The organism is Streptomyces sp. CB02058 (assembly GCF_001905505.1).
Taxonomy (GTDB): Bacteria; Actinomycetota; Actinomycetes; order Streptomycetales; family Streptomycetaceae; genus Streptomyces.
The window spans coordinates 278,572-305,376 of the sequence record NZ_LIPG01000008.1 but is presented as its reverse complement, the minus strand read 5'-3'; the positions used below and the strand labels follow the sequence as shown (position 1 = coordinate 305,376).

Below are 26,805 nucleotides of genomic sequence, written 5' to 3'. Positions count from 1 at the left end.
GCCCGAATGTGATCGAGAAGTGGAGCTTTGAGGTTCTCAAAGTTTCAGTGTTAACGTGTTCGACATGATTACAGCAGTGCGCACCCACCACGCCTCGGGCGTCCCGCTCGTGGTGCGCCTGCATGTCGATCTCTGCCGCTGTATGTCCGCGGTCTGTTGCCGCAACGTCTGAACCGGCATCATGCAGCGGCGCCGCCCTTGACGCGGGCGCCGCACCCCCGTCCCCCCTGTTCGACCGCACGTCCGTACGTCTGACTCCGTACGTCCCGATGCGTCCCGTCTGGAGTGTGTCCGTGTCCGCGAATTCCGCGCCCCCCGCCGAGACCACGGCGGGCAAGCCGTCCGGTTCCGGTTTCCGTATACCGAGCATCCCGTTCTGGATCCAGATCGTCGCCGGTCTGGTCCTCGGTGTACTCCTCGGCTGGCTCACCCGCAGCTTCGAGATCGAGTGGCTCTACACCACGCTCGACCAGGTCGGCCACATCTTCGTCCAGCTCCTGAAGCTGGCCGTCGCGCCCCTCGTCTTCTTCGCGATCCTGGTGTCGATCACCAACCTGCGCAAGGTCAACAACGCAGCCAGGCTCGCCACCCGCACCCTGCTCTGGTTCATGATCACGTCGCTGATCGCCGTGGCCATCGGCCTCGTGATCGGCCTGGTCACCAACCCGGGCTCCGGCACCGGCCTCACCCCGAAGGACGGCGCCAAGCCCGAGCACGCCGGCTCCTGGCTCGACTTCCTCACCGGGATCATCCCGACGGACGTCATCACGCCCTTCACCGAGCTGAACGTCCTGCAGATCGTCTTCATGGCCGCCGTCGCCGGTATCGCCGCGCTCCAGCTCGGCGACAGGGCCAAGCCGATCCTCACCCTCAGCGAGTCCATCCTGGAGCTCCTCCAGAAGGCCCTGTGGTGGGTCATCCGCCTCGCCCCGCTCGGCACCGTCGGCCTCATCGGCTACGCGATCGCCGACTACGGCTGGGACCTGATCGGCAAGTACGCGACCTTCACCGCCGACGTCTACATCGGCTGCGCCCTCGTGCTGTTCGGCGTCTACCCGCTGCTGCTCGCCACGGTCGCCAAGGTCAGCCCGCTCCAGTTCTTCAAGGGCGCCTGGCCCGCGATCCAGCTCGCCTTCGTCTCCCGCTCCTCGGTCGGCACGATGCCGGTCACCCAGAAGGTCACCGAGCGCCTCGGCGTCCCGAAGGAGTACGCCTCCTTCGCCGTCCCGTTCGGCGCCACGACCAAGATGGACGGCTGCGCCGCGATCTACCCGGCGCTGGCGGCGATCTTCATCGCGCAGATCTTCGACGTCCAGCTGGGCATCGGTGACTACATCCTGATCGCGTTCGTCTCGGTGATCGGCTCGGCGGCCACCGCCGGTCTCACCGGCGCGACGGTCATGCTGACCCTCACCCTGTCGACGCTGGGCCTCCCGCTCGAGGGCGTGGGCCTGCTGCTGGCCATCGACCCGATCCTGGACATGATGCGGACGGCCACGAACGTGGCTGGTCAGGCGCTGGTCCCGGTCATCGTCGCGGCCCGCGAGAACATCCTCGACCACGACGCGTACAACTCGGCGTCGTCCTCCCCGGTCGACGAGCCCGAGCCCGAGGACACCCGTCCCACGGCCGTGCCCGCCACCGCCTAGCGGCACCCGCGCCCGCGCGGCAAACCGCCCCGCCTCCGGCTCAGGCCGGGGGCGGGGCGGTTTCGTGTGTCCGGGGGTCAGCTGCTGGTCTCGCCGATGGCGGTGCGCAGCCAGTCGAGCGTTCCCTGCCGGAGGAGTTCGTCCGCCAGCCGCTTCCCGGTCTCCGTGACGAGGCGGCCCCTGCTGTTGTCGATCCAGCGCTGCGCGTTCTCGTAGCCCTGCGCCTTGTACTCGATGCCCTGGAGCATGCACTCCAGCTTGTCGGCGTCCCGGGCGCATACCGCCTCCGGTGACTCCTTGGCTTCGTACTCGGCGACCAGCTCCCGGATGGCGGAGGCCAGGGCCTCGGGCATGCCCGCCGTCTGATCGGCGGTGACGTCCTGCGGGTCGCCCGCAGGCGCGTACTTCTTCCCCAGGTGGTTGACGTCCCCGGTACGGGTCTCCTGGGTGTCGTGCCAGACGGCGAGGAACGCGGCCTGCGCGGGATCGGCGCCTTCGAGCTTCGCGATGACCGACGCGATCAACGAGGTACGCCACGAGTGCTCGGCCACGCTCTCCGGATCGTTGACTCCTGCCATCCACCAGCCGGTTCGGCGCGTGTGCTTGAGCGTGCCGGCCTCGTACAAGAAGCGCCCCACTGCGGACAGGTCGTCAGCCACGCCCGTCTCCTCTCACGCCTCGGCGAGGCGGATCGCGTACCGGATGCCTTCGAGTTCCCGGCGCGCGCGCGTCGACAACTCCCGGCTATCCAACATCAAAGGGAGGGCCCGGCGTAGATCGCGCCCGCCCGGAATCCCTGGACGCAGCAGGTTCGGACGGGCAGCGACCAGTGTCCAGAGGGTGTGGACGTTGAGGTCGAAGAACCCGTGCTGCGGGGTCAGGCCACGCACGAGATGGCGCATGAGTCTGTCGCCCTGCCATAGGCCGGTGTCCGGGGCGGCGATGAAGTCGTCGGACAGCTGGATGTGCGGTGCCTCGCCGATCCAGTAGGCCCAGTAGTTCAGATTGGCCGCTTCGCCCGCGTCGTCGTCGGCGAGGCTGGTGGTGATGAAGTACCCCATCCGTTCCTGGTCTCCCTGCCGGGCGGCGACGGCCGCGACGGAACGGGAGTTGAGCCAGCCGGCAAGCCAGCCGTCCGGGCGCTCGGTCCGCTGCTGCTGGGCCAGCCACGCGGAGGTGTCAGGTGCGTCGTCGTATCCGGCCAGGTAGAGGGCTTGGCGGCGCATGAGGAAGTGCTCGCTGCCGCGCGCCTGCTCGGCGGACCTGCGCATGCGGGAGAAGAAGCGGCGGCGGTCGTCGGTGGGAAGCTCCGGTCCGTGCGGCACCGGACCCCGGCGCGGTCGTGGCGGGTCCGGCAAAGTTCGCAATGGTGTCGGGGTGACACCGTTGAGTGGCCAGGACAGGACCTCGACCAGGTCACGCTGCATGACCCATGCGCCGAGCGGGCCGTGTTCAGCCGGGACTTCCTCGTCCAGGGCGCCGGCCAGGAGCACATCCGCCTCCATGGCCCGCTCCAGGGTCAAAAGCAGGGAGGGTGAGCTGCCCAGCTGAAGGAGCTGGTGGCGATACACGAGCATCTGCCCTACCGGTACGGCGGTCAGGGGGCGGCGGCCCGACTCCCAGCCCGCAACCGCGTCGGACGAGATCCGGAACCGCTCGGCGAGCGTGTCCTGGGTGTGGCCCAACTGCTCCCGGATCAGCCTGAAAACGTACCCGGACACCGGGCCGCCGCGGCTCCTGTGCAACGTTCCCCGACTGTTGGTCAGGGTGGTGCGCGAGCCGGTTCCCATGGCGTCCCCCTTGCCCCTTCGGCCGCAGCCGATCACCCGTACCCGTGGTCAGTTCAAGCGGCGGCCCCCGCTCCCTAACGTCGTAGACGCAGTGATGACCGGCAACTCAGAGTAGTGGAAGGGCATTGTGGTGACGATGACGATCAAGGTGTACGAGGTGAACCGCGACGGCGCGGTCCGGGTGGTGCGTGAGGAGGCCGAAGTCGTGCCTCTGGCACAGCCCATGGCCTCGTCCGTCCTGCCGGACTGCGCGTGTCCGCGCTGCGTGCGCACGGCACCCACGGCACGGCAGCAGTGAAGACGGTGCCGCCCGAGGCGGGACTCGCATCGCCGTGCCGGATCGGTGAGCACCGTGAATGTCCCGGGCCGGGCGAACTACGGCTTCCCGGTGCACCAATGTGGGAGCACCCGATCGAAGTGCATCGCTGCGCCTGTGCCTGCCACACCCCATGAACCCGGCCGGAGCTGCCGGTCGCTTCCCACCACCCACGAAGGAGAAACATGACCACCGCACGAGCCGACGACGGCAAGCACGGCGGCGCGCCCTCCGACAAGCCCTGGACCCCACCGCCCACCCCGCCGTCCCCGGACGGCAGCGGGCCCACGCGCGTTCCGCTGTCGTGAGCGCGGCGCAGGGCGTCCGTACGTATCCGGACCTGGTCCAGGACCTCGCCGACCGAGGGTTGCTCGGTGGCCGCTGGCGGCAGGTCTTCGATGCCGTGCCGCGCAGCCTGTTCATCCCGTCCGACGTCTGGCAGCAGCTTCCCGACCGGTGTGAGCCGGTCGTCGGGACGGACCACTGGCTGGCCCTGGTCAACAGTGACGAGCCGGTCGTGACCCAGCTCGACGACGGGGCCGAGGACGGGCCCGGCATCGCGACCTCGTCGAACAGTCAGCCGTCCATGGTGGCGCGGATGCTCGGGCTGCTCCAGGCCGAGGACGGGCACCGTGTGCTGGAGATCGGTACCGGCACGGGATACGTGGCCGCGCTGCTCTCCGAGCGGCTCGGTGACGAGCGGGTGCACAGCGTCGAGCTGGACCCCGTCGTCGCGCGGCAGGCGGCGGAGTTCCTGGCGGGCGCGGGATACCGGCCGCATCTGCGGGTCGGGGACGGCGAGCAGCCGTGGCCGGGTACGGGGCCGGTGGACCGGCTGATCGCGACCTGCGCGCTCCGGTATGTCCCGCACGCCCTCGTCCGGCAGGTCAGGGCCGGTGGGATCGTCGTCGCCCCGCTCGCGCGGGACTTCTGGTCCGGCGCCCTGGTCCAGCTGCATGTGCAGGACGACGGCACCGCGCTCGGCCCGTTCTGCGGGGGCGCGTCGTACATGCCGATGCGGGCGCACCGCGCGGGCCCGCATCGGGTCGACGGGGCGGGGGGCCGGGCCCGCGCCGCGGGTGTGGACCCGGCCCGGCTCCTCACGCTCGGGTTCGCGCTGTACGCCGGGGCCCGGCTGCCCGGCGTACGGCTCGTCCACCAGGACACCGCCGACGGTGCCCGGGTGTGGGCGACCCGGGAGGACGGGGCCGCCGCCACCGCCGAGACCGGAGGGGACGTCCTGCAGTACGGCCCCGGGCTCCTCTGGGAGGACATCGAGCAGTCCTGGCTGGAGTACGACGCCCTCGGCCGGCCCGGTCACGAACAGTTCGGGCTGACCGTGACCGGCCGGGGCAGCGTGTCTGGCTCCGTGATCCGCATGGGGTGATCGAACCCCGCCGGGCCTGAGCGCGGACGGGCCCCGGTGCGGGTCAGGGGTTGTTGAAGAGCACCTCGGGGTTCTCCGGTGCCGGGCCGTCCAGGAGCGGCTGGGCGTCGCCCTTCAGGTGCTGGTCGAGGAAGGCGGCGACGTAGGTCCGGGTGATCTCCGACGAGCGGGTGCCGGAGAGGGGGGCCGTGGGGTCCACCGGGAGGCCCGCCTGTTCGGCCAGGTACGGGGTGTCGGTGAAGGTGAAGTGTCCCGAGTCCTTGACGGTCAGCCAGCGCTTCCAGCCGTCGAGCCGCTTCCAGCCGTCGTTCCAGGAGGTGTCCAGGGTGCCGGGGCTGTGGCCGGCCCGGGTGCCGAGCATCAGGAACGGGCGGCTGCCCAGGCCCGTGGCCGGGATCTCCTCGAAGAAGGTGCCGTCCATGTTGATCCCGGCGTCCACGCGGGGGTCGGCGAGCATCGTGGAGGCCGCGGCGCTGCCGCCGATGGAGTGGCCGGCCGCCGCGACCCGGCGGCGGTCGATCGTGCGGGCGTGGTCCCAGGCGGGACGGGGGCCGGTCAGCCGGTCGAGCACGAAGGCGAGGTCGGCGGCCCGGCCGGTGGAGACCCTCTTCCGCAGGGCGCGTGCCGCCGCCTCGTCCGGGGTGGCGTTGTCCGCGTCGCACGCGGCGCAGGTGAGGACCCGCCCGCCCGGGAAGGAGGTTCCGGAGGACTCGTAGGCGTGGTCGACGCTCGCCACGACGTAGCCCCGGCTCGCCAGGTCCTCGGCGAGGGAGGTCAGGGTGGCGCGCGGTTGCCCGAAACCGGGGGAGAGCAGCACCAGGGGGAACCGGCCCGGGGCGGGGCGGGCTGCCTGGCGGCCGTGGGTGGCGGTGGAGCTGAGGGTGGCGGCGGGCACGATGTCCTCCAGCCCGCGCTGCACCAGCATCAGCCGCGCTTCCTCGGTGCTCATGTACGGGGCGGAGGCGCCTCCGCTGCCGGGGCGGGCGGGGTAGTGGAGCGACACCATCAGCTCCCGGGCCCCCGCCGCCGGGACCCAGGGGTCGGTACGGCTGTGGTCGACGAGGTGCAGCACCTCGGTGCCGACGGCGTGCGGGCCGGTCGGGCGGGGCAGTTCCAGCGCGGTGGCGGTGGCGCTCGTCGTCGGGACGGGTGCCGTTCCGGGGCCCGCTAAGGCGTGTGCGGTGGCGGCGGGGGCGGCCAGCAGGACCATGGCGGCGAGGGCCGCGGCTGCCGTCGTTCTGCGGAGTCCGATCGTCATACGAGGGACACTAGGAGGCGGAATCGTGTGGACGCGTCAGCCGCGGGATTGATCCCGTGGGGGCCCTGAGACGTACGGGAGTGCCCGTCAGGATCGGTGGACCACTACCGGCCATCGTGTCCGGGTGCGTTCCATCGTGACGGCGGGGGATCATGCCGAGCCGTACTCTTACCGAGGAGTAGCGCAGAGGGGGCGGGAGGGATGTCCGACGTGAGTGCAGTGAAGAGCAAACGGATGCCACGTGCGGTGCGTGAGCAGCAGATGATGGACGCGGCCGTGCGGATCTTCGGGCAGCGCGGATACCGGGCCGCTTCGATGGATGAGATCGCCGAACTGGCCGGTGTCTCGAAGCCCTTGGTCTATCTGTACCTGAATTCCAAGGAGGAGCTCTTCACCGCGTGCATCCGCCGCGAGGCAAAAGCGCTGGTGGAAGCGGTGCAGTCCGCGGTGGAGCCGGGGCTGCCCGCCGACCGGCAACTGTGGGAAGGACTGCGGGGGTTCTTCACGCACACCGCGGAGAACCCGGACGGCTGGGCGGTGCTGCACCAGCAGGCGAGCTCGCACGGCGAGCCGTTCGTCAGCGAGGTGGGGGCGCTGCGCAAGGAGATCGTTGCGTTCGTGACGGGTCTGATCGGGGCCGCCGCGCGCGAGGCGCACCGTGATCGCGCACTGCCGGACCGGGATGTGGCGGGTCTCGCGCAGGCCCTCGTGGGGGCCGCCGAGGCGCTCGCGGGGTGGGCGAACGTCACGCCCGGGGTCTCGGCCAAGGAGGCCGCCGCGACACTGATGAACTTCTCCTGGGCGGGTCTGGAGAACCTCATGCACGGGCGCGGCTGGGTGCCCCGGGAGGACTGAGCCGGCCCTCCCGGAGCAGCCTCGGGGGTCACACTTCCGGCGAGCGGGCCAGGCTTCCGGTGAGGTGGACGCGGTCGCCGTCGCGCAGCTGGAAGGCGGTGTCCTCGGCGGCGTACGTCACGGTGGCGGGCAGCAGGACCGGCGCTCTGAAATCCGCCCTGACGCTCCGGACACGGCCGGGCTCCTCCTCGGCCGCGGCCACGCAGCGGGCCAGGGTCCACATGCCGTGTGCGATGTGCCGGCGGAAGCCGAACAGCCGTGCCGTCACCGGGTGCAGGTGGATGGGGTTCCGGTCGCCCGACGCGGCGCCGTAACGCCGCCCCAGGTCCGTCGGCAGCCGCCACTGCGCCACGGCGGGCAGCTCCCCGGGGGTGGCGGGCGGGGTCGATGAGGGGACGTGCCCGGTGGTCGTGTGCCGGGAGAGGTAGCCGCTGCGGGACTCCCAGACCAGCTCGCCCCCGAGCCGCGCCGCGGTCGTCATCGTCACCTCCGTCCCGCGCCGATGGGGTGTCAGCCCTGCGGCGTACACCGTGAGTTCCGGCTCATCCTGTGGGTGGAGCGTCCGGTGCGAGGTGATCTCGATCCAGGTGTGGACCAGTCCCAGCACCGGCAGCGAGAAGGCGCGGTCCGTCATCAGCCGCATGGCGAGCGGGAAGCCCAGCACATGCGGGTAGGTGAGCGGCAGGACGCCGGGTTCGGTGAAGCCGCAGATCCTGCTGTACGCGGCGAGGGGGCCGGGGGCGATGCGGACGGGCGGGAGCACCTCGGGGCCGGAAGGCAGCGTGGCGTCCTCGCGCCCGGCCCGCTTGAACGGCGAGGTGACGGCTCCGCGTACGAGGGACATGCCGAGGCCGGTCATGGATCAGGCCCCCAGCAGGCTCTGGCCGCAGACCCGCACGATCTGGCCGTTGACCGCGCCGGAGGCGGGCTGGGCGAACCAGGCGGTGGTCTCGGCCACGTCGACCGGAAGGCCGCCCTGGGAGAGGGAGTTCATCCGGCGGCCCGCCTCCCGGATGAAGAGCGGCACGGCGGCCGTCATCTTCGTCTCGATGAAGCCGGGGGCGACCGCGTTGACGGTGATGCCGTGTTCGGCGGCGGCGCGCGGGGCCAGTGAGCGGACCAGGCCGATGATGCCCGCCTTGCTGGCCGCGTAGTTGGTCTGGCCGTTGTTGCCCGCGATCCCGGCGATGGACGCGGTCGCGACGATGCGGCCGCCCCGGCGCAGGGTGCCCGAGCCGATGAGGGCGTCCGTCGTGCGCAGGACGCTGTCCAGGTTGACGTCGATGACCGAGGCCCAGCGGTCGGCCGCCATGTTGGCGAGCCTGCGGTCACGGGTGATGCCCGCGTTGTGGACGAGGACGTCGAGTCCGCCGGGGACGGCCGCGGCGATCTGCTCGGCGGCGTCGGGCGCGGTGATGTCCAGCGGCAGGGCGGTCGCGCCGAGCCGGTCGGCGGTGCGGGTGAGCTCCTCCCGCGCCTGCGGCACGTCCAGGCAGAACACCTGGGCGCCGTCCCTGGCGAGGACGGAGGCGACGGCCGCGCCGATGCCGCGCGCGGCGCCGGTGACCAGCGCGGTGCGCCCGCCGAGCGGGGCCGCCCAGTCGGCGACCTCGCCGGGTGCGTCGGCGCTGAGCTCGACGACCTGGCCGCTGACGTAGGCGGAGCGGGGCGACAGCAGGAAGCGGAGGGTGGACTCGGCCGACGCGGGGTCCGCACCGGGGGCGAGCCGCACCAGCTGCACGGTGGCGCCCTTGCCGATCTCCTTGCCGAGGGAGCGCACGAACCCTTCGAGGGCCTGCTGCGCCGCCGCCTGGTGGTGGTCGTCGGGGGACGGGGAGGTGCCGAGCACGACGACGCGGCCCCCGGTGGCCAGCGAGCGCACGACGGGGTGCAGTGCGGCGTGTACGTCGGCGAGCCCGGCGGCCGTGGTGACTCCGGTCGCGTCCAGGACGATGCCCGCCGGGCGGTCGGCCTGCTCGGTGACCTTCAGGCCGGTCGCGGCGAGCACCGGGCCGAGCGTGCCGGGGTGGGCCGGCTTCCCGGCGGTGAGGTGGAGCAACGGCCCGTCGAGGGAAGGGGTTTCCAGCGTCCAGCGGCGCAGCGGCGCGGGCTGCGGGAGGCCCAGCCTGCGCGTCAGGAAACGGCCGGGCGCCGTGCCGGTGAAGTGCAGATAGCGGTCGGCCATTGTCTGGACTCCTGCTCGGTCGTAGATTTACTCCTGAGTAAGGTTACTCAAGGGTCAGGAGATGTCGAGATGAGTTGGTCGAGTTGATTCCCCTCCCGCTTCCGCAGCCGCGCCGGGTCGCGGTCATCGGCGGCAGCCGCATCCCCTTCGCCCGCTCCGACGGTCCCTACGCGCGAGCGTCGAACCAGGACATGCTGACCGCCGCGCTGGACGGTCTCGTCGAGCGGTTCGGTCTGGGCGGGCAACAGGTCGGAGAGTTCGTCGCCGGCGCGGTCCTCAAGCACAGCCGGGACTTCAATCTGGCCCGCGAGACCGTCCTCGGCTCCGCCCTGGACCCGCGTACGCCCGCGTACGACATCCAGCAGGCGTGCGGCACCGGTCTCCAGGCCGTGATCGCCGCAGCCGGCAAGATCGCGCTGGGTGCGGTGGACTCGGCGATCGCCGGTGGCGCGGACACCACGAGCGACGCGCCCCTCGGCGTCAACGACCAGCTGCGCAGGATCCTGCTGGAGGCGCGCCGCGCGAAGTCGGCGAGCGCCAGGATGAAGGCGCTGGCCGCCGTCCGGCCCCGGCATCTCGTCCCGGACATCCCGCGCAACGCCGAGCCGCGCACCGGGCTTTCGATGGGCGAGCACGCGGCGGTCACCGCCAGGAAGTGGGGGGTGACCCGCGAGGACCAGGACCTGCTGGCCGCCACCAGCCACCAGCGGCTCGCCGCCGCCTACGACCGGGGCTTCCTGGACGACCTCGTCGTCCCGTACCTCGGCCTGGACCGCGACCAGAACCTGCGTCCCGGCTCCACGGTGGAGAAACTCGCCACCCTGAAGCCGGTGTTCGGCGCCGGGCATCCCGACGCGACGATGACGGCGGGCAATTCGACCCCGCTCACCGACGGCGCGGCCACCGTGCTGCTGGCGAGCGAGGAGTGGGCCGAGGCGCGCGGTCTGAGGCCGCTGGCCTTCCTGTCGCTGTACGAGACGGCCGCCGTGGACTACGTGAACGGTGACGACGGGCTGCTGATGGCGCCCGCGTACGCCGTGCCGCGCATGCTGGAGCGGGCCGGTCTGGGCATCGAGGACTTCGACCTCTTCGAGATCCACGAAGCGTTCGCCTCCCAGGTGCTCGCCACGCTGGCCGCCTGGGAGAAGCAGGGCCTCGCCCCCGTCGACAGGGACAAGCTGAATGTGGTCGGATCGTCGCTCGCGACCGGACACCCCTTCGCCGCGACGGGGGCCCGGATCGTGGCGACGCTGGCCGCACTCCTCGCCGAGCGGGAGGGCCCCGGCCGGGGCCTGATCTCGGTCTGCGCCGCGGGAGGCCAGGGAGTCACCGCGATCCTGGAACGCCCCTGAGCCCCGCACGGGACGGCGGGACCCGCCCGCCCGTACGTGGCAGCGGGACCCGCCCGCCCGCCCGGGACGGCGGGACCCGCCCGCCTGTCCGCGAACGCCCCGAACCCCGAGCCCTCCGTCCGTGATCGACCCGCCCGCCGGTACGGGGCGGTGAACGCCCCGAGCCCCCCGTCCGTGATCGACCCGCCCGCCCGTACGTGAACGACCCCGCGCACCCAGCAGCCGCCCCGGCGCAGGCCCCCCTCAGGGACGGGGCCCACGCCGGCCCCCACGTCGAGGAGCCGCTCGTGTCCACGCCCGCCCCCGCCGCAGCAACCGCCGCGCCCGCCGTTCCCGTCCTGGTCGAGCCGACCAAGGTCAGGGCGGCGGACGGCACCGTACGGGAGGTCTCCGTGCCGCCGCTCGCGCCGCCCGTGCGGCGCGGATCGCTCGCCGAGATCCCCTTCGACAACGCCCGGGAGGCACCGGCCGAAGCCGTCCTCAGCCGCAAGCAGGCGGACGGCCGCTGGCAGGACATGACCGCGGCCGCGTTCGCCGACGAGGTGCTGGCCGTCGCGAAGGGCCTGGTCGCGGAGGGCCTCCAGTCCGGTGACCGGATCGCGATCATGGCCCGTACGACCTACGAGTGGACGCTGCTCGACTTCGCGGCCTGGGCCGCCGGGCTGGTCACCGTGCCCATCTACCCCACCTCCTCGGCCTTCCAGACGCGCTGGATCCTCCAGGACTCCGGAGCCGTCGCCTGCGCGGTGGAGTCCAAGGAGCAGGGCAGGCTGGTCAGTCAGGAGCGCCAGCAGCTCGGGGACCTCACCCACCTCTGGCAGTTCGACACGGGCGCCATAGGCCGGCTGAAGACGCTCGGCAAGGACGTCCCGGACGCGGCCGTCGTCGCCCGCCGCGCCGCCCTGGAGCCGGACAGCCCTGCCACGCTCATCTACACCTCGGGCACCACCGGGCGGCCCAAGGGCTGCGTGCTGACCCACGGGAACTTCTTCGCCGAGGTCGACAACGCCATCGAGCTGCTCCATCCCGTCTTCAAGTCGGTGTCCAAGGAGCCCGCGTCGACTCTCCTCTTCCTGCCGCTCTCGCACGTCTTCGGCCGGATGGTCGCGATCGGCTGTCTGCGCGCCCGCGTACGCCTCGGGCACGCGCCGTCCATCCAGACCGAGGACCTGCTCGCGGACCTGGCCGGTTTCAAGCCGACGTTCCTGCTGGCCATCCCGTACGTCCTGGAGAAGGTCTACAACACCGGCCGGGCCACCGCGGAGAAGATGGGCCGTGCCTCCTCCTTCGACCGCGCGGCCCGCATCGCGCAGCGGTACGGCGAGGCGGTCGAGGCCGCCGAACACGGCACGGGCCCCGGCCCGGGCCTCGGCCTGCGTGCCGCCCGCGCCCTGTACGACCCGCTGGTCTACCGGCGTATCCGCGCCGCGCTGGGCGGTCATGTCCGGTACTCGATCTGCGGCGGTTCCCCGCTCGGGTCCCGGCTCGCCGCCTTCTACGCGGGGGCCGGCATCCAGATCTTCGAGGGCTACGGGCTGACCGAGACCACCGCGGCGGCCACGGTCACCCCGCCCCTCAAACCCCGGCTGGGCACGGTGGGCTGGCCGCTGCCGGGCACCGCCGTGCGGATCGCGGAGGACGGCGAGGTCCTGCTCAGCGGCGGTCAGGTCTTCCAGGGCTACTGGGACACCGAGCGGGCCGAGGCCGTCCCGTATCTGGAGGACAACTGGTTCCCCACGGGTGACCTGGGCGCGCTGGACGAGGACGGCTACCTCACGATCACCGGCCGCAAGAAGGACATCATCATCACCTCGGGCGGCAAGAACGTCACCCCGGCCCCGCTGGAGGACTGGCTGCGCGCCCATCCGCTGGTCAGCCAGTGCATGGTGGTCGGCGACAACCGGCCGTTCATCAGCGCCCTGATCACGCTGGAGGCGGACGGCCTCGCCCACTGGCGCCGGATGCGCAAGAAGGAGGGCGTCCCCCTGAAGGAACTCGTCCAGGACGAGGAGCTGCGCTCGGCCCTCCAGCGCGCGGTCGACGAGGCCAACAGGCTGGTCTCACGCGCCGAGTCCATCCGCAAGTTCACGGTGCTGCCGCGGGACTTCACCGAGGAGAGCGGCCATCTCACCCCCTCGCTGAAGCTCAAGCGGGACGCCGTCGCGCGGGACTTCGACGCGGAGATAGAGGAGCTGTACCGCAAGTAGGGTTCCCGGCCGCGCCGGCGGAGGGGCCTCGATGAAGGGGCCCGACCGTCGGCGACGGGAAATTTTTGAACCGTCATAAATCGGGCGGTGGTGCGATTCCCGTATACAAAGCCGATGCGTTCGGGGTCATTGAATGCAAGGCTGTGTTTACTTTGCGCCTTCGATGTGTCCGCTCAATTGCCGCTGGGTGGTGGCGAGTCAAGGGTGAGACGTCGGAGTCTCATCCTCCGGATGTGGAAACCGCAGCACATAGCGTCCTCTCCATGACTGAGCTGGACGCGCGGCCACAGGCCGGAGACACGGTACGGGGAAGCGCCCCGGCCGACGGTGGCGTACGCGAGAAGGGCCTCGGCGGAAACTCCGTCGGGCTGATGGGCAGCGCCGTCCTCGGCATCTCGACCGTCGCCCCCGTGTACTGCCTGACCTCCACCCTCGGCTCCACCGCGGGCGAGGTCGGGGTGCGGATGCCCGCCGTGTTCCTGGCCGGGTTCCTCCCGATGCTGCTGGTCGCCTTCGCCTACCGCGAGCTCAACAAGGCCGTGCCGGACTGCGGCACTTCCTTCACCTGGACCGTGAAGGCCTTCGGGCCCCGCCTGGGATGGATGTGCGGCTGGGGCCTGGTCATCGCGACGATCATCGTCCTGTCCAACCTCGCGGGCGTCGCGACCTCCTACTTCTGGCTGCTGGCCGGCGAGATCTCCGGCAGCGACGCGGTCGCGGCCCTGGACGACAGCAAGCCGGTCCACATCCTCACCTGTCTGCTCCTGATCGCCGCGGCCACGGCCGTCAGCTACCGGGGGATGACGGCCACCAAGGGCATCCAGTACACCCTCGTGGCGCTCCAGCTCGTCGTCCTCGCCGTCTTCGTGGCCATGGCCGTGCGCAAGGCGGGCAGCGGTGAATTCGCCGCGACGTCGCTGGACTTCTCCTGGTCCTGGCTGAACCCGTTCGCGGTCCAGTCCTTCGCCGCCTTCACGGCGGGCCTGTCCCTCTCGATCTTCATGTTCTGGGGCTGGGACACCTGTCTCACCGCCAACGAGGAGACCACGGGCAGCGACAGGACACCCGGCCGCGCCGCCCTCATCGCGATGGTCGTCCTGGTCGGCTCCTACCTCGCCACCGGCATCGCGGCCCAGATGGCCGTCGGCACCGGTGACTCGGGGCTCGGCCTCGCCAACCCGGACACCTCCGACAACGTCTTCGCCGCCCTCGCCAACCCGGACACCTCCGACAACGTCTTCGCCGCCCTCGCCGGTCCGGTCATGGGCCCCGGCCTCGGCGTCCTGCTCTTCCTCGCGGTGCTGGCCTCCGCCGCCGCGAGCCTGCAGACCACCTTCATCCCGGTGGCGCGCACGGTCCTGGCGATGGCGGCCTACGAGGCGCTGCCCGCCTCGTACGCCCGGGTCCACCCGCGCTTCCGGACGCCCGGGAGGGCCACCGTCGTGGCGGGCGTCGCGACCGGTGTGTTCTACACGGTGATGACCCTGGTCAGCGAGCACGTCCTGGTCGACACGATCTACGCGCTGGGCCTGATGATCTGCTTCTACTACGCGCTGACGGCCTTCGCCTGCGCCTGGTACTTCCGCACCGAACTGACCCGCTCCGCGCGCGACCTCGTCTTCAAGGGCCTGTTCCCCGTCGTCGGCGGCGTCCTGCTCACGGCGGTCTTCGGCAAGACGCTGTACGACATGTGGGACCCGGCCTACGGCTCGGGTTCCTCGGTGTTCGGCGTCGGCTCGGTCTTCGTCATCGGCGTCGGGCTGCTGCTGCTCGGCGTGGTGCTGATGGAGGCCATGCGCCGCCGCGGCCCGGCGTTCTTCCGCGGCGAGGTGCTGACGAAGGAGACCCCGGCGCTCGTGGTGAGCGACTGAGGCGGTCAGCCGGCGCGCCAGTAACCCAGCGCGTCGACCCGGTCCCTGGGGACGGCCAGCTCCTTGCGGGCGTACGACCCCAGGGTCCGGGTCGTCGCCGTGTCGCAGGCGATCCAGACGTACGCGTCCGAGGCGTCGGAGCCGAGCAGTGCGGGCAGGGCCGACTTCACCTCGGAGACCAGCCGGGCGCCCGCGTCGTGGCGCGGGACCGTGTGGACGGTGTGGTGGGCCGGGTCCAGGCGGAGCGGCAGTTCGCCGGCCGGGTCGTGGGCGGTCTCGAACCAGATCGTCGCCGGGGTGCCGGGGAGCGCGTCCAGCAGGGAGTTGATCGCCGGGAGCGAGGCCGCGTCGCCGATCAGGAAGAGCCGGGCGGGCCGGGGCTCGGGCAGGGCGAAGCGGGTGCCCTGAAGTGTCGCGTCGACGGTGTCGCCCGGCTGCGCGGCGCGGGCCCAGTCGCTGGCCGTCCCGTCGTGGAGGGCGAACTCCAGGCTGAACGTCCCGGTGGCCGGATCCGGGTCGACGAGGGTGTAGGCGCGCTGGTGCGGCTTGCCGTCCCGCTCGAACCAGACCCTGACCCACATGGTGGGATGCGCGCCGCCCGTCGCCTCGAGCAGTCCGCCGTCCGTGACCCGTATCCGGAGGAAGTCCTCCGTGACACGCTCGGTTCCCGTGACGGTGAACGTGAAGTCCCGCCCCCGGAACAGCTTGAGGACGACGCCCTCCCAGCCGTGACCCATGAATGCCCTCCCGTGACCGCGGAACGAATGAAACTTAGGCTAGCCTAAGTTTTTGCTTCCGGCCGGAATCCGGCGGGAGTTGCGGCCGGAACAGGGCCCTGGGTATCGCGGTTGGCCTGCGGGAACGCATACCGTGGGAGCCGTCACGGACTTGGAGCCGTCACGGACGACGACGGAGGTGCCTCGCATGCGGATCGCCACAACCATCTTCCTCACCGACGAGACGATCACGCCGGTTCGGCTGGCGCGTGAGCTGGAGCAGCGGGGATTCGCCGGGCTGTATCTGCCCGAGCACACCCACATCCCGGTGAGCCGTCAGACGCCGTACCCGGCGGGCGGCGAGCTGCCGGCCGAATACGGCCGCACCCTGGACCCCTTCGTCGCCCTGGGGCAGGCCGCGGCGGTCACCGAGCGGCTGGCGCTCGGCACGGGCATCACGCTGATCGCCCAGCACGACCCCATCGACCTCGCGAAGCAGGCCGCCACCCTCGACCACCTCTCGGGCGGCCGTCTGACGCTCGGCATCGGCTTCGGCTGGAACGTGGAGGAGGCCGCCGACCACGGCGTGGAGTGGCCGACCCGGCGCGCGCTCGGCAGCGAGCGGCTTGCCCTGATGCGGGCCCTGTGGGCGGACGAACCGACGGCGTACGAGGGTGAGTTCGGCTCGGTCCGGGCGAGCCACGCCTATCCGAAGCCGGTGCAGGAGCCGCGCGGTCCCGTGAGCGGCCCGCGCACCCTGATCGGCGGGGCGGCCGGGCCGAAGCTGTTCGCGCAGATCGCCCGGGAGGCGGACGGCTGGCTGCCGATCGGCGGGCGCGGCCTGTCGGAGTCCGTGCCGAAGCTGCGCGCGGCCTGGGAGGAGGCGGGGCGCGACCCGAAGCAGCTCCATGTGGTCCCGTACGCGGTGATCCCCGCCCCGGGGAAGCTGGAGTACTTCGCGGAACTGGGCGTCGAGGAGGTCGTGCTCCAGCTGCCCCCGGCCGCGGAGCCGGAGGTGCTGCGGGCGCTGGACGCCTATGCGGCGTACCTCTGAGAGGGCGGCGGCCGAGCCGTCCGGGGTCTCGGTGCCGTCCGGCGATGCGGGCCGGTGCGGGAGCGTCGCGCGGTCCGTCCGGGCCCGGTGCGGAAGCGCGCGGTCCGTTCCGGCCCGGTGCGGCGCCCGTCTCCGTGAAACCGGCGGCGTGATCCTTCGGAGGAACCATCGGCGCTAAAATCGCATCTATCACCTCCGGACATCGATGGTGCGGCCCGTGTGCGTGTGTGCCCGGCTGCCTGGGAGCGGGAGCACGATGAACAGGCCGTTGCGGCACATAGCCGTCTTCTGTGGGCTGCTGATGCTGGCTCTGCTGATACGGGCCAACTGGCTGCAGTTCGCCGACAGCGAGGAGCTCGCCACCCACGAGCACAACCGTCGCGTCAAGATCACCCAGTTCGCGACCCCGCGCGGGGACATCATCGTGGACGGCAAGGCGATCACGGGCTCGAAGGAGGTCGAGGGGACCGACTTCAAGTACCAGCGCACCTTCAAGCAGGGCCCGATGTACGCCCCCGTCACGGGCTACGCCTCCCAGGCGCAGGGCATGTCCCTCCTGGAGAAGACGTACGACAGCATCCTCAGCGGCCAGGACGAGCGCTTCGCCTTCCGGCACGCCAAGGACATCCTCACCGGTGAGGAGCGACGGGGCGGCGATGTGATCACCACCATCGACGCGAAGGCGCAGGAGACGGCCTACAAGAGCCTGACGGACCTCGACGCCCGGGGCGCGGTCGTCGCCCTCGAACCGGCCACCGGCAAGGTCCTCGCGCTGGTCTCCACACCCTCGTACGACCCCTCGGTCTTCGCCGGCAACTCCTTCAAGGAGGGCGACAAGTTCCAGTCCCTGGTCGACGCGAAGAGCAAGCCGCTGGCCAACCGCCCGCTGCGCGAGACCTTCCCGCCCGGCTCCACCTTCAAGATCCTGACGGCGGCGGCGGCCCTGGAGCACGGTGTCGTCACCGACGTGAACGCGCCGAGCAAGGCGGCCTCCCCGTACAAGCTGCCGCTGTCGTCGAGCACTATCAGCAGCGAGGCGGGCGACGCGACGTGCAACAAGGCGTCGATGAAGACGGCCATGCAGTACTCCTGCAACAACGTCTTCCTGGACGCCGCGCTGGAGGTGGGCGACGAGGGGATGCGTGAGACGGCCGAGAAGTTCGGCTTCAACGAGGACGTCTACTCCGAGGCCTTCGGAGACATGCTCGCCACCAAGAGCCTCTACCCGGCCGAGCTGGACAAGCCCGGCACCGCCCTCACCGGCATGGGCCAGGGCAGCCTCACGAGCACCCCGATGCAGATGGCGATGGTCACGGCGGCCCTCGCCAACGACGGCAAGCTGATGCAGCCGTACATCGTCGACGAGCTGCGCGGCCCGGACCTGTCGACCCTGGAGAAGCACGAGCCCGAGCTCAAGAGCCAGGCGGTCTCCGAGGAGACGGCGAAGAAGGTCCAGGAGATGATGGAGTTCACCGCCAAGGAGGGCAGTGCGCAGCGCGCCCTGATCGACGGCGTGACGGTGGGCGGCAAGACGGGTACGGCCCAGCGCGGCGACGACGTCACCAAGGAAGTCCCGTACGGCTGGTTCGTCTCGTACGGCAAGAAGTCCGACGGCCAGTCGGTGGCGGTCGCGGTGTTCATCGACCCGACGGCGATGGACATCTCCCGCTCGGACATCTCGGGTGGCGGGCTGGGCGGCCCGATCGCCAAGAAGGTCATGCAGGCGGTGCTCGGGAAGTAGGACCGGCGCCGTCCGTCACCGCCCGCCCGGCGCACCGCCGGGCGGGCGGTTCCGTCATACGGCGGCGTGGTCCGGCAGCGGTGCGGGCGGCCCGGCCTCCGCGCGGGTGCCCGCCCGGCGCAGGGGCGGGGCCGCCAGGACGCCCGCGACCGAGCCGACGAACAGGGCGGCGGGGACCCCGGTCCCGAGGGCCGACATCAGGTGCACCGGTCCGTAGAGCATGGCCAGACCCGTCGAGTCCACCGCGATCCGCAGCAGTTGGCCCGCCAGCAGCCCGATGACGGTCGCGCAGACCGTCACCGCCGCTGTCGCCGGGACCGTCGCCCGGGTCAGCAGTCCGGGCACCCACCGCAGCGCGCACCAGACCACGGCGAGCAACAGCCCGTCGGCGGTGCGGTACAGCAGCCAGGTGCTGATCGAGGTGCCCGCCGGGCCGTCCCAGCCGCCGAGCAGCAGCCACTGGCGCAGGAAGTCACCCGGTTCGGAGAGCAGCCGTCCGTACAGGGAGACGGACTGGATCCGCCCGGCGACCGGCTGGTAGGAGAGGACGACCAGGGAGACGGCGACGACGAGGGTTCCCACGGTGGCAGCCGTACGGGCGGCGCGCGCCGGGACGGCCGCCCGGGGCAGGTCGCCGGCGCCCTTGGCGGTGATCCGGGCGATCAGTACGGTGACCAGCGCGGCGACCAGCGCGAGGGGCACCAGGATCTGCCGTCCGGCGGTCATCATGCCGGCCAGCTGGGGAAGGAAGCGGTAACTCCCGCGCCCCTGCGAGGCGATCACCCAGGGCGCGGAGACGGTGACCGCCAGGGTCCCGGCCACCAGGCCCCAGGCCCACACCGTCAGCAGCGTCGCCGGCAGCCGGCGGTCCACCGGAGGCAGCCTGCGGACGAGGAGCAGCGCCCCCGGCACGAAGAAGGCGAAGACCGCGGCGAACCGGATCTGATTCGCGGTCCCGTACAGGGCGGCGTAGTCGGAGCCGGTCCCGCCCTGTGCCAGGGTGCCCAGACGTACCGACTCCGGCGGGTCGTACGACCAGGGGTTGAGCCAGTACTCCAGGTCGGCGACCGTCTTGCCGCCGAGCGCCTCGGCCGTGCCCTGGAGGTGCAGCGCGTTCACGCTCGCCCCCGCCCACCACAGCAGAGCCGTGAGCAGCAGCGCCCCGGCCAGAGCCGGTATCGCCGCGCGTCCGTATGTCATGTGCTGCCCCCGTGTGATCGCACCCTGTGAAGTCCTCCTGACCGGTGGGAGGTTACGGGGTGTGGTCCGCGCGGGCACGCGAAAGGGCCGGGCCCTCCACCCCTGATGGAGAGCCCGGCCCGGTTTCGCGGGGACCTGAGCGGTGACGCCGGTGGTCAGGACCGGGTCAGCGCCTGATCTCCTTGATCTTGAGCATCCGCGTGATGACCTTGTCGAGCTCGTCGTCCTTGAAGACGTTCTTCCAGTCGTCGCGGACGATCGACTCACGGCCGTAGTCCATCGCGATCAGGCACGCGTCGGAGAACGGGTTCGAGCCCTTGAGGGTGTTGGCCAGCGCGACCTGGGTGTGGCCGAGCAGCATGGCGCGGGCCGCCTTCTCCGGGACGCCCACCGTGTGGACGGTCTCGTGGAGGGCCTCGGTCAGCAGGGCGCCGACCATGCAGGCGATCGTCTCGACGAGGGTCGGTTCCAGGACGGCGAGCTGCTTGACCGTCACCCAGTGCACCTCGACGACCGGGGCGTACATGGTGGAGATGACGGCCTCGGCCAGCTGCTGGGCGTCCGGGTCGGCCGACTCGGCGGCGGGCTCGAAGGAGGCGACGACCTCCTGCGGGGCCGCGATGCCGCCGAAGGTGTCCGCCCACTCCTCCTTCGTCGTGCGCTCCAGGAACACCGACGGGTGACAGGGGTGCGCGACGGCGTTGTGCACGTCCGCGCGACGGGTCAGCAGACCGGCGTACGCGGCGGCCGGGTCCAGCGTCAGCAGGATCGCGCCGGGCTTCATGACCGGGACGAGCTGCTCGGAGACCGTACCGAGGACGACGTCCGGGACGGCGAGGATCACGACGTCGGCCCGGGCGGCGGCGTCGGCGCTGTCCGTCAGCTCGCGGCCGAGCTCACGGATGAGCTCCTGGCCCTTGGGGGAGTTCTCGGCGAAGAGGGTGGTGAAGTCGCTCTCGACCAGGTTGTTGGAGACGCGCTGGCCCATCTTGCCTGCGGCCCCGATGACGGCGACGGTCCTGGATCCGGTGGCCATTACTTGCTCCTCAGAAGGGTGTTGATGCTGTGCCGGGTCCACTGGTCCTCCAGGCGGGCGGTTTCCTCGAAATCGCCCTGCCAGGGGAGCCAGTGCTCCACGATCTGGTTGATGCCCCGCTCGTCCGCCCCGACGGTGTCGGTCATGTGGCGGTGGTCGAGCAGGCCTTCGCCGAGAAGGCAGCCGGCGAAGGTGAAGCCGACCCAGCCGTCGCGGCGGGAGAACGAGAAGTCCTTGACGTGGATGTTCACCACGTAGGGGGCGGTGGCCTCGACGACGTCCACCGGGCGCTCCAGCCGGGCCACGCTGTTGCCCGGGTCCAGGACGACGCCGAGGTGCGGGCTGTCCACACCGCGCACGACGGCCAGCAGGTCGTCGGTGGAGACCTGTTCATAGGTCTCCAGGCCGAGCGTGACGCCCGCCGCCGCGTAGGCGGGGACGGCCTCGCGCAGCAGGGCGGTGGCCTCCGCGACCGTCGGCCGGTGATCCGCCGTGTTCATCATGGAGCGGACCAGGGTGACGCCCAGACGCCGCGCGATGCGGAGATAGGTGGCGAGGTGCTCGGTGCGCACCCCCCTGGTGCCGAGCTCCAGCGTGATGCCGTGGCCGGCCGCCGTGGCGCGCAGGGCGTCGAGCCGCTCGTCGTCGTACGTCTCGATCAGCGGGTAGTCGCAGATCTGGAAGACCTCGCCGCCCAGCTCCCGGGTCTGCGCGAGCATCTCGTCGAGCGTGAGGGGGCGGGGCGCCTTGTCCGAGATGCGCCAGAAGTAGGCGTAGGTGCTCAGGCCGTAGGACATGCCAGGGCTCCTTCCTGTGCCGCGCCTTCCAGCGTCTCGTCGAGGATGCGTTCCACCGCCGCCGGGTCGTGGGCGAAGCGGCCGAGGAACAGCCCGTCGACGCCCGTGCCCAGTTCGGTCAGCAGGCCGGGGCCCGCGCTTCCGCCGTAGATCACGCGGCTGCCGGCCAGGGCGGGCTGGGTGGCGAGCCAGGTGGTGAGGGCCTCGCAGACCGTCCGGATGTGCCCGGGTGAGGCGGGCCGGGGCGCGCCGATGGCCCACTGCGGTTCGTACGCGAGGATCACCGGGGCGAGGGGGCCCTCGTGGGCGGCCGTGGCCAGAATGCGGTCGGCCTCGGCGACCGTGCGGGCGGCGGCCTCCGCCGGGGCGACCTGGTCGAGTTCGCCGACGCAGAGCACCGGGGTGAGGCCGTTGCGCAGGGCGGCGGCCGTCTTGGCGGCGACGACCGTGTCGCCCTCGCCGAAGAGCCGGCGGCGCTCGGCGTGGCCGACCTCGGCGTAGCGGGCACCGATCTCGTGCAGATGGGCGCCGCTGACCTCGCCGGTGTACGGACCGGAGTCCTCGGTGGCCAGGTCCTGCGCCCCGGTCCGCACCTCGGTACCGGCCAGGATGCCGGTGACCGGGACGAGCGCGGGGAAGGCGGGCAGCACGAACAGCTCGGCCGTGCCGCCGGTGACAGCCGGGTGCCGGGCGGCCAGGGAGGCGATGGCGCGGGCCCAGTTGAGGGTCTCGTGGTGGCCGAAGTACATCTTCAGGCTCACCCCGATCGTGACCCGGGGGTTCTGCACGGCGTTCTGCGCGGCGGACATCAGGCTGCGGCTTCCTGCTGGTTCTCGTCGTTCTTGTTCTCGTAGTCGTCCATCAGCGCGACCTTGGCGGCGGAGGCCGACGCCTCGTCGAAGCGGTACGTCAGCCACTCGGCGGCCAGCCGGCGGGCCAGCTCCAGCCCGACGACGCGCTGGCCGAAGGTGAGGACCTGGGCGTTGTTGGAGAGGACCGCGCGTTCGACGGAGAAGGAGTCGTGCGCGGTGACGGCCCGGACGCCCTTGACCTTGTTGGCGGCGATGGCCACGCCGAGGCCGGTGCCGCAGACCAGGAGGGCGCGGTCGGCCTCGCCGCGGGCGACCATCTCGGCGGCGGCGATGGCGACCTTCGGATAGGCGGTGTGCCCGTCCGCGTCGACGCCCACATCGGTGACGGCGGCGACGAGACCGCTGGCCTCCAGGTCCTTCTTGAGCGCTTCCTTGTACGCGTGGCCGGCGTCGTCGGAGCCGACGACGATACGGAGCTTCTCGGACATCAGTGGTTCTCCAGGGTGGGTGCGAACACGCCGTGCACGGCGCGGACGATCAGGGCGAGCGAGTGGGCTCCGGCGTCCGGAGTGCCGAGGCTCTTCTCGGCGTGCGGGCGGGCGCGGCCCATCCGGGGGAGCAGGTCCGCGGTGGCCTCGGCGGCGGCGTGCGCGGAGTACGCGGCCGTGTCCCAGGCGGTGGCGAGCGGCTGCCCCGCATCGGCGGCGGCCGTGAGCGCGTAGGAGAAGGGGACGAGGACGTCGACCATCGTCTTGTCGCCGACCTCCGCCTTGCCCAGCTCCATCACACCGGCGGCGGCCTGCGCGACCCCCGAGGCGACCACGGGTGCGGAGGGCCGCTCGGTGTCGCCGAGCGAGGTGCCGACGGCCCGGAGGATCACGCCCCACAGGGCGCCGGAGGTGCCGCCGGCCCGGTCGGCCCAGGCGTCGGCGGCCCTGTGCAGAAGCGTTTCCGCTCCAGCGCCGAGCGCTTCGGCGCGGGTGGCGGCCTCGTACGCCCCGGTGGAGCCGCGCTGCATGCCGATCCCGTGGTCGCCGTCACCTGCGACCGCGTCGATCCGGCCGAGCTCGTCGGCGTGGTCGTCGACGGTCTCCTTGAGGACGCGCAGGGCCGCGAGGACGGTGCGGGCCGCCTCCCGGGACGCGTCGGAGGCCGGTGGGACGGTGTCCTCGGCGTCCTGTGCCGTGACGTGCGCGGTGACCGGGTCCGCGGCCTCGACGACGCCCTTGCGATAGGCGGGGGCGTCGGCCGGGGCCGTCCACAGGGGCTCCAGCTCGTCGGTGAGCCAGCACAGGGTGAGCGAGACGCCCGCCATGTCGAAGCTGGTGACCAGCTCGCCGACCTCGGGGTCCACGGCCTCGATCCCGGCCTCGGCGAGGAGCTGGGCGACCCTGCGGTAGACGACGAACAGCTCCTCGTACTTCACGGAGCCGAGGCCGTTCAGGATCACCGCGGCCCGCTGCCCGTGCGGCGAGGCGACGCCCTCGGGGAGTTCGCCGAGCACGGTGGAGACGAGGAGTTCGGCCGCCTCGTCGGCGGTCGGCACGGGCCGCTCGCCCATGCCGGGCTCGCCGTGGATGCCGAGGCCGACGGCCATCCGGCCCTCGGGCACGGTGAAGAGGGGGTGGTCCGCGCCGGGCAGTGTGCAGCCGGAGAACGCGACACCGAAGGACCGGGTGCGGGCGTTCGCCAGCTCGGCGATCCGGGTCACCTCGTCCAGCGGGAGCCCCGCCTCGGCCGCCGCGGCGGCCGTCTTGAAGACGACCAGGTCACCGGCGACACCACGGCGTTTGTGCGCCTCGTCGGGCGAGGCGCTGGACATGTCGTCCGTGACGCCGAGCGTGCGGGCGGGTATGCCCTCGGCGGTCAGCCGCCGGGCCGCCTGGCCGAAGTGCAGGACGTCGCCCGCGTAGTTCCCGTACGCGAGGAGGACGCCGCCGCCGGTCTCGGCGGCCCGCGCCACCTGGAGCACCTGGTGGGCGGAGGGCGAGGCGAAGACGTTGCCGACCGCCGCGCCGTGGGCGAGGCCCTGGCCGACCAGGCCGGAGAAGGCCGGGTAGTGGCCGGAGCCGCCGCCGACCACGACGGCGACCTGGCCGGGAGGGGTCCGGGTGGCCCGGACCACCCCGCCCGGGACCTGGCGGACCCGGCGGGGGTGGGCGGCGACGAAGCCTTCGAGCGCCTCGTCGGCGAAGGCGGCGGGGTCGTTGGACAGGCGGGTCATCAGCGAACCTCTGCGAGAGGCCGGCCGTGGTTCGCGCCCTGGCCCTTGGACCGGTTGGCGAGCCACAGCATCAGCGCGGCGGACATGAGCATGAAGGCCCCGACGAGGAACAGCGGCAGGTAGTAGGCACCGCTGAAGTCCTTCAGCCAGCCGGTGACGTAACCGGCGGCGAAGCCGGCCACGTTGCCCGCGGTGTTGATCAGGGCGATACCGGCGGCGGCTGCCGCGCCGGTCAGGAACTGCGAGGGGACGGACCAGAAGACCGGCAGCGCGGCGAAGATCGCACACGCGGTGACGGTGATGACGGCGACCGTGGCGGCCGGTGAGCCCATGTAGAGGGCGAGGGGGATGGAGATCCCTCCGACGACCGCCGGGCCCGCGATGTGCCAGGTGCGGACCCCGTGCCGGGTGGCGTGGCGGGACCAGAAGTAGAGGACGATCGCGGCCGGGAGATAGGGGATGGCCGTGATCAGGGCCTTGTCCATGACGCTGAACGTCGTGCCGAACTGGTCCTGGAAGCCGTTGATGATCGTCGGCAGGAAGAAGGCGAGGGCGTACAGGCCGTAGATGAAGCCGAAGTAGATGAGGGCGAGCGTCCAGACGCGGCCGTTGGTGAAGGCGGCCTTCAGGGCCTGCTTGCCGTGGCCGGTCTCCTCGTCGGCGCCGGTCTTCCCGGCGTTCTCCGCGGCCAGCTCGTCCGTCAGCCAGGTCTTCTCCTCCGCGGTCAGCCACTTCGCGTCGGCCGGCTTGTCGATCAGGTAGAACCAGGCGATGACGCCCAGCAGGATCGCCGGGACGGACACGCCGAGGAACATCACGCGCCAGCCCTCGAGGCCGAAGAGCCCGTGCTGGTTGATGAACCAGCCGGCCAGCGGGGCGCCGATGACGGTGGTCAGCGGCTGTGCCAGATAGAAGAGGCCGAGCACCTTCGTACGGTGCCGGGAGGGCACCCACTGGCTGAGGAAGAGGATCGCGCCGGGGAAGAACCCGGCCTCGGCGACACCGAGCAGGAAGCGGAGCGTGTACAGCTGCTCGCTGTTCTGCACCCAGGTGAAGAGGAGGGCGACGACGCCCCAGCTCACCATGATCCTGGCCAGCCAGCGCCGGGCGCCGAACTTGTGCAGGGCCATGTTGCTGGGCACTTCGAGAATGATGTAGCCGATGAAGAAGACGCCGGAGGCGAAGCCGAACTGCGCCGCGGTGAGTGCGAGGTCCTGGCCCATGCCGTTCGGCTCGGCGAAGGAGACGGCCGTCCGGTCCAGGTAGTTCACGAAGAACATCAGGGCCACGAAGGGGACGAGACGGATCGAGACCTTCTTGATCGCTGATCTCTCGATCGCGGAATGCGCAGTCGCGCCCATGGAAGACTCCTCGCTTGCGGACCGCTTTGTCCGGTTCTGTGTCTACTCCGGCCGGTGAAGGCGAGCCGTGGAAGGTCGTGTTTCCGGCCGGTGAACAACTCCAAGCTAGCCCCGGATCCTAAATTGGTCACCAATTTACCAAAGTGACGTAGGTCGCTCCCCTGAGCTCTTCTCCTGGACCGATGAGCGCGTTATCGTCCGCCCGCTCCGGGGTTCCGCCGCCCCGTCTGATGTACTGGTCAGCGTGTCCACGCAGCCCGAAGAGCCCGATTTCACGTCACTTCTGCGCCCCGTCGTCAGGGAGTCCTCGGTCAGTGAGGTGGCCAAGCGGCTCCTTGATCACCTGTCCGACGGCAACCTGAAGCCGGGCACGCGACTGCCCGCCGAGCGTCAGCTCGCCGACGCCCTGGGCGTCGCGCGCTCCAGCGTGCGCGGGGCGCTCTCGGCGCTGGACGTGCTGGGCATCATCGAGATCAGGCCGGGCTCGGGCTCGTACGTCCGCGAGGGGACCTCGGAGTTCCTGCCGCGCGCCATCAACTGGGGTCTGATGCTGGGTCAGCGCCGCACGCAGGACCTCGTCGAGGTCCGCACCTTCATGGAGGGCATGTCGGCGCGGCTGGCCGCCGACCGCGCGTCCGAGGCGGACGTCGAGCGGCTGGAGGAGCACCTGGAGCGGATGCGGGAGGCGGGGACGGACGTCAAGGCGTTCATCGACGCCGATATCGCCTTCCACCTGGAGACCGCGAACATCGCCCGCAACACGGTGCTCAGCGACATCCTGCACTCCATCCGGGCCCTGCTCCAGGTGTGGATGGAGCGGGCGGGTGACATCGAGGGAACGGTCAGCGGGACGCTGCACGAGCACGGCGCCGTGCTCGACGCGATCAGGGCGGGGGACCCGGAGGGCGCGGACGCGGCGATGGCCGAGCACATGCGGCTCGCGAGCGACCGGCTGCGGCTCTCGCTCAGCGGCGACGAGGACTGACGCCCAGCT

General features: G+C 71.5%; 23 protein-coding genes and 1 pseudogene. 11 read left to right on the top strand and 13 right to left on the bottom strand.

The window, feature by feature from the left end:
* Positions 1-269: 269 nt before the first annotated feature.
* Positions 270-1,649 (top strand): dicarboxylate/amino acid:cation symporter, encoded by a 1,380-nt coding sequence (locus AMK10_RS34640; protein WP_382564691.1) that lies wholly within the window; start codon positions 270-272, stop codon positions 1,647-1,649.
* A gap of 77 nt (positions 1,650-1,726) precedes the next feature.
* On the opposite strand, the gene AMK10_RS34635 is transcribed toward AMK10_RS34640, so the two are convergent.
* Entirely contained in the window at positions 1,727-2,308 is a 582-nt protein-coding gene (locus tag AMK10_RS34635) for an HD domain-containing protein (protein ID WP_073753393.1), read from the bottom strand.
* A 12-nt stretch (positions 2,309-2,320) separates the two neighbouring features.
* Positions 2,321-3,370, bottom strand: coding sequence for a helix-turn-helix domain-containing protein (locus AMK10_RS34630; protein ID WP_241839768.1), 1,050 nt, complete (start codon positions 3,368-3,370; stop codon positions 2,321-2,323).
* A 205-nt stretch (positions 3,371-3,575) separates the two neighbouring features.
* Here AMK10_RS34630 and AMK10_RS37870 point away from each other — a divergent pair, with 205 nt between their 5' ends.
* The 3 genes and pseudogenes from AMK10_RS37870 to AMK10_RS34625 all read left to right on the top strand — a co-directional run bounded on the left by AMK10_RS37870 (position 3,576) and on the right by AMK10_RS34625 (position 5,162).
* Entirely contained in the window at positions 3,576-3,737 is a 162-nt protein-coding gene (locus tag AMK10_RS37870) for a hypothetical protein (RefSeq protein ID WP_198959854.1), read from the top strand.
* Between the two features lie 203 nt (positions 3,738-3,940).
* Complete coding sequence (locus tag AMK10_RS38560; protein ID WP_274535368.1) at positions 3,941-4,063, top strand: hypothetical protein; 123 nt, start codon at positions 3,941-3,943, stop codon at positions 4,061-4,063.
* Positions 4,060-5,162: pseudogene (locus AMK10_RS34625) on the top strand (methyltransferase domain-containing protein). Before AMK10_RS38560 ends, AMK10_RS34625 begins: the two are co-directional and overlap by 4 nt.
* A gap of 23 nt (positions 5,163-5,185) precedes the next feature.
* On the opposite strand, the gene AMK10_RS34620 reads toward AMK10_RS34625, so the two are convergent.
* Positions 5,186-6,400: an alpha/beta hydrolase family protein gene (locus AMK10_RS34620; protein WP_073753391.1), complete on the bottom strand. Its 1,215-nt coding sequence runs from the start codon at positions 6,398-6,400 to the stop codon at positions 5,186-5,188.
* Positions 6,401-6,634: 234 nt separating this feature from the next.
* Here AMK10_RS34620 and AMK10_RS34615 point away from each other — a divergent pair, with 234 nt between their 5' ends.
* A complete protein-coding gene (locus AMK10_RS34615) occupies positions 6,635-7,255 on the top strand; it encodes a TetR/AcrR family transcriptional regulator (protein WP_073753556.1) in 621 nt (206 codons plus the stop codon).
* A gap of 28 nt (positions 7,256-7,283) precedes the next feature.
* Here AMK10_RS34615 and AMK10_RS34610 read toward each other — a convergent pair whose 3' ends face one another.
* Positions 7,284-8,114, bottom strand: a complete 831-nt coding sequence (locus AMK10_RS34610) for a MaoC/PaaZ C-terminal domain-containing protein (RefSeq protein WP_073753389.1) — start codon at positions 8,112-8,114, stop codon at positions 7,284-7,286.
* Between the two features lie 3 nt (positions 8,115-8,117).
* On the bottom strand, positions 8,118-9,440 hold the full coding sequence (locus tag AMK10_RS34605; protein ID WP_073753387.1) for a 3-oxoacyl-ACP reductase: 1,323 nt from the start codon (positions 9,438-9,440) through the stop codon (positions 8,118-8,120).
* A gap of 74 nt (positions 9,441-9,514) precedes the next feature.
* Here AMK10_RS34605 and AMK10_RS34600 point away from each other — a divergent pair, with 74 nt between their 5' ends.
* The 3 genes from AMK10_RS34600 (at position 9,515) to AMK10_RS34590 (ending at position 14,870) form a co-directional block, all read left to right on the top strand.
* Positions 9,515-10,792: an acetyl-CoA C-acetyltransferase gene (locus AMK10_RS34600; RefSeq protein ID WP_073753385.1), complete on the top strand. Its 1,278-nt coding sequence runs from the start codon at positions 9,515-9,517 to the stop codon at positions 10,790-10,792.
* A 287-nt stretch (positions 10,793-11,079) separates the two neighbouring features.
* Positions 11,080-12,999, top strand: coding sequence for an AMP-dependent synthetase/ligase (locus AMK10_RS34595; RefSeq protein WP_073753383.1), 1,920 nt, complete (start codon positions 11,080-11,082; stop codon positions 12,997-12,999).
* 263 nt (positions 13,000-13,262) lie between these two features.
* Positions 13,263-14,870 (top strand): APC family permease, encoded by a 1,608-nt coding sequence (locus AMK10_RS34590; protein WP_073753381.1) that lies wholly within the window; start codon positions 13,263-13,265, stop codon positions 14,868-14,870.
* A gap of 5 nt (positions 14,871-14,875) precedes the next feature.
* Here AMK10_RS34590 and AMK10_RS34585 read toward each other — a convergent pair whose 3' ends face one another.
* On the bottom strand, positions 14,876-15,607 hold the full coding sequence (locus tag AMK10_RS34585; RefSeq protein ID WP_073753379.1) for a siderophore-interacting protein: 732 nt from the start codon (positions 15,605-15,607) through the stop codon (positions 14,876-14,878).
* A 187-nt stretch (positions 15,608-15,794) separates the two neighbouring features.
* Here AMK10_RS34585 and AMK10_RS34580 point away from each other — a divergent pair, with 187 nt between their 5' ends.
* Entirely contained in the window at positions 15,795-16,640 is an 846-nt protein-coding gene (locus AMK10_RS34580) for an LLM class F420-dependent oxidoreductase (protein ID WP_073753377.1), read from the top strand.
* 256 nt (positions 16,641-16,896) lie between these two features.
* Positions 16,897-18,381, top strand: coding sequence for a peptidoglycan D,D-transpeptidase FtsI family protein (locus AMK10_RS34575; protein WP_073753375.1), 1,485 nt, complete (start codon positions 16,897-16,899; stop codon positions 18,379-18,381).
* Between the two features lie 54 nt (positions 18,382-18,435).
* Here AMK10_RS34575 and AMK10_RS34570 read toward each other — a convergent pair whose 3' ends face one another.
* The 7 genes from AMK10_RS34570 to AMK10_RS34540 form a co-directional block, all read right to left on the bottom strand.
* Entirely contained in the window at positions 18,436-19,581 is a 1,146-nt protein-coding gene (locus tag AMK10_RS34570) for a hypothetical protein (protein ID WP_073753373.1), read from the bottom strand.
* Between the two features lie 166 nt (positions 19,582-19,747).
* Positions 19,748-20,617 (bottom strand): phosphogluconate dehydrogenase C-terminal domain-containing protein, encoded by an 870-nt coding sequence (locus tag AMK10_RS34565; protein WP_073753371.1) that lies wholly within the window; start codon positions 20,615-20,617, stop codon positions 19,748-19,750.
* Positions 20,617-21,414 (bottom strand): sugar phosphate isomerase/epimerase family protein, encoded by a 798-nt coding sequence (locus tag AMK10_RS34560; RefSeq protein WP_073753369.1) that lies wholly within the window; start codon positions 21,412-21,414, stop codon positions 20,617-20,619. Before AMK10_RS34560 ends, AMK10_RS34565 begins: the two co-directional genes overlap by 1 nt.
* A complete protein-coding gene (locus AMK10_RS34555) occupies positions 21,399-22,223 on the bottom strand; it encodes a triose-phosphate isomerase family protein (RefSeq protein ID WP_073753367.1) in 825 nt (274 codons plus the stop codon). Before AMK10_RS34555 ends, AMK10_RS34560 begins: the two co-directional genes overlap by 16 nt.
* Positions 22,223-22,714 carry a ribose-5-phosphate isomerase gene (locus tag AMK10_RS34550; RefSeq protein ID WP_073753365.1) on the bottom strand — a complete coding sequence of 164 codons (492 nt, stop codon included), beginning with the start codon at positions 22,712-22,714 and terminating at the stop codon, positions 22,223-22,225. Before AMK10_RS34550 ends, AMK10_RS34555 begins: the two co-directional genes overlap by 1 nt.
* Positions 22,714-24,450: a dihydroxyacetone kinase family protein gene (locus AMK10_RS34545; protein ID WP_073753363.1), complete on the bottom strand. Its 1,737-nt coding sequence runs from the start codon at positions 24,448-24,450 to the stop codon at positions 22,714-22,716. Before AMK10_RS34545 ends, AMK10_RS34550 begins: the two co-directional genes overlap by 1 nt.
* Entirely contained in the window at positions 24,450-25,811 is a 1,362-nt protein-coding gene (locus tag AMK10_RS34540; RefSeq protein WP_073753361.1) for an MFS transporter, read from the bottom strand. Before AMK10_RS34540 ends, AMK10_RS34545 begins: the two co-directional genes overlap by 1 nt.
* Positions 25,812-26,055: 244 nt before the next feature.
* On the opposite strand from AMK10_RS34540, the gene AMK10_RS34535 reads away from it, so the two are divergent.
* On the top strand, positions 26,056-26,796 hold the full coding sequence (locus AMK10_RS34535) for a FadR/GntR family transcriptional regulator (RefSeq protein WP_073753359.1): 741 nt from the start codon (positions 26,056-26,058) through the stop codon (positions 26,794-26,796).
* Positions 26,797-26,805: the final 9 nt, after the last annotated feature.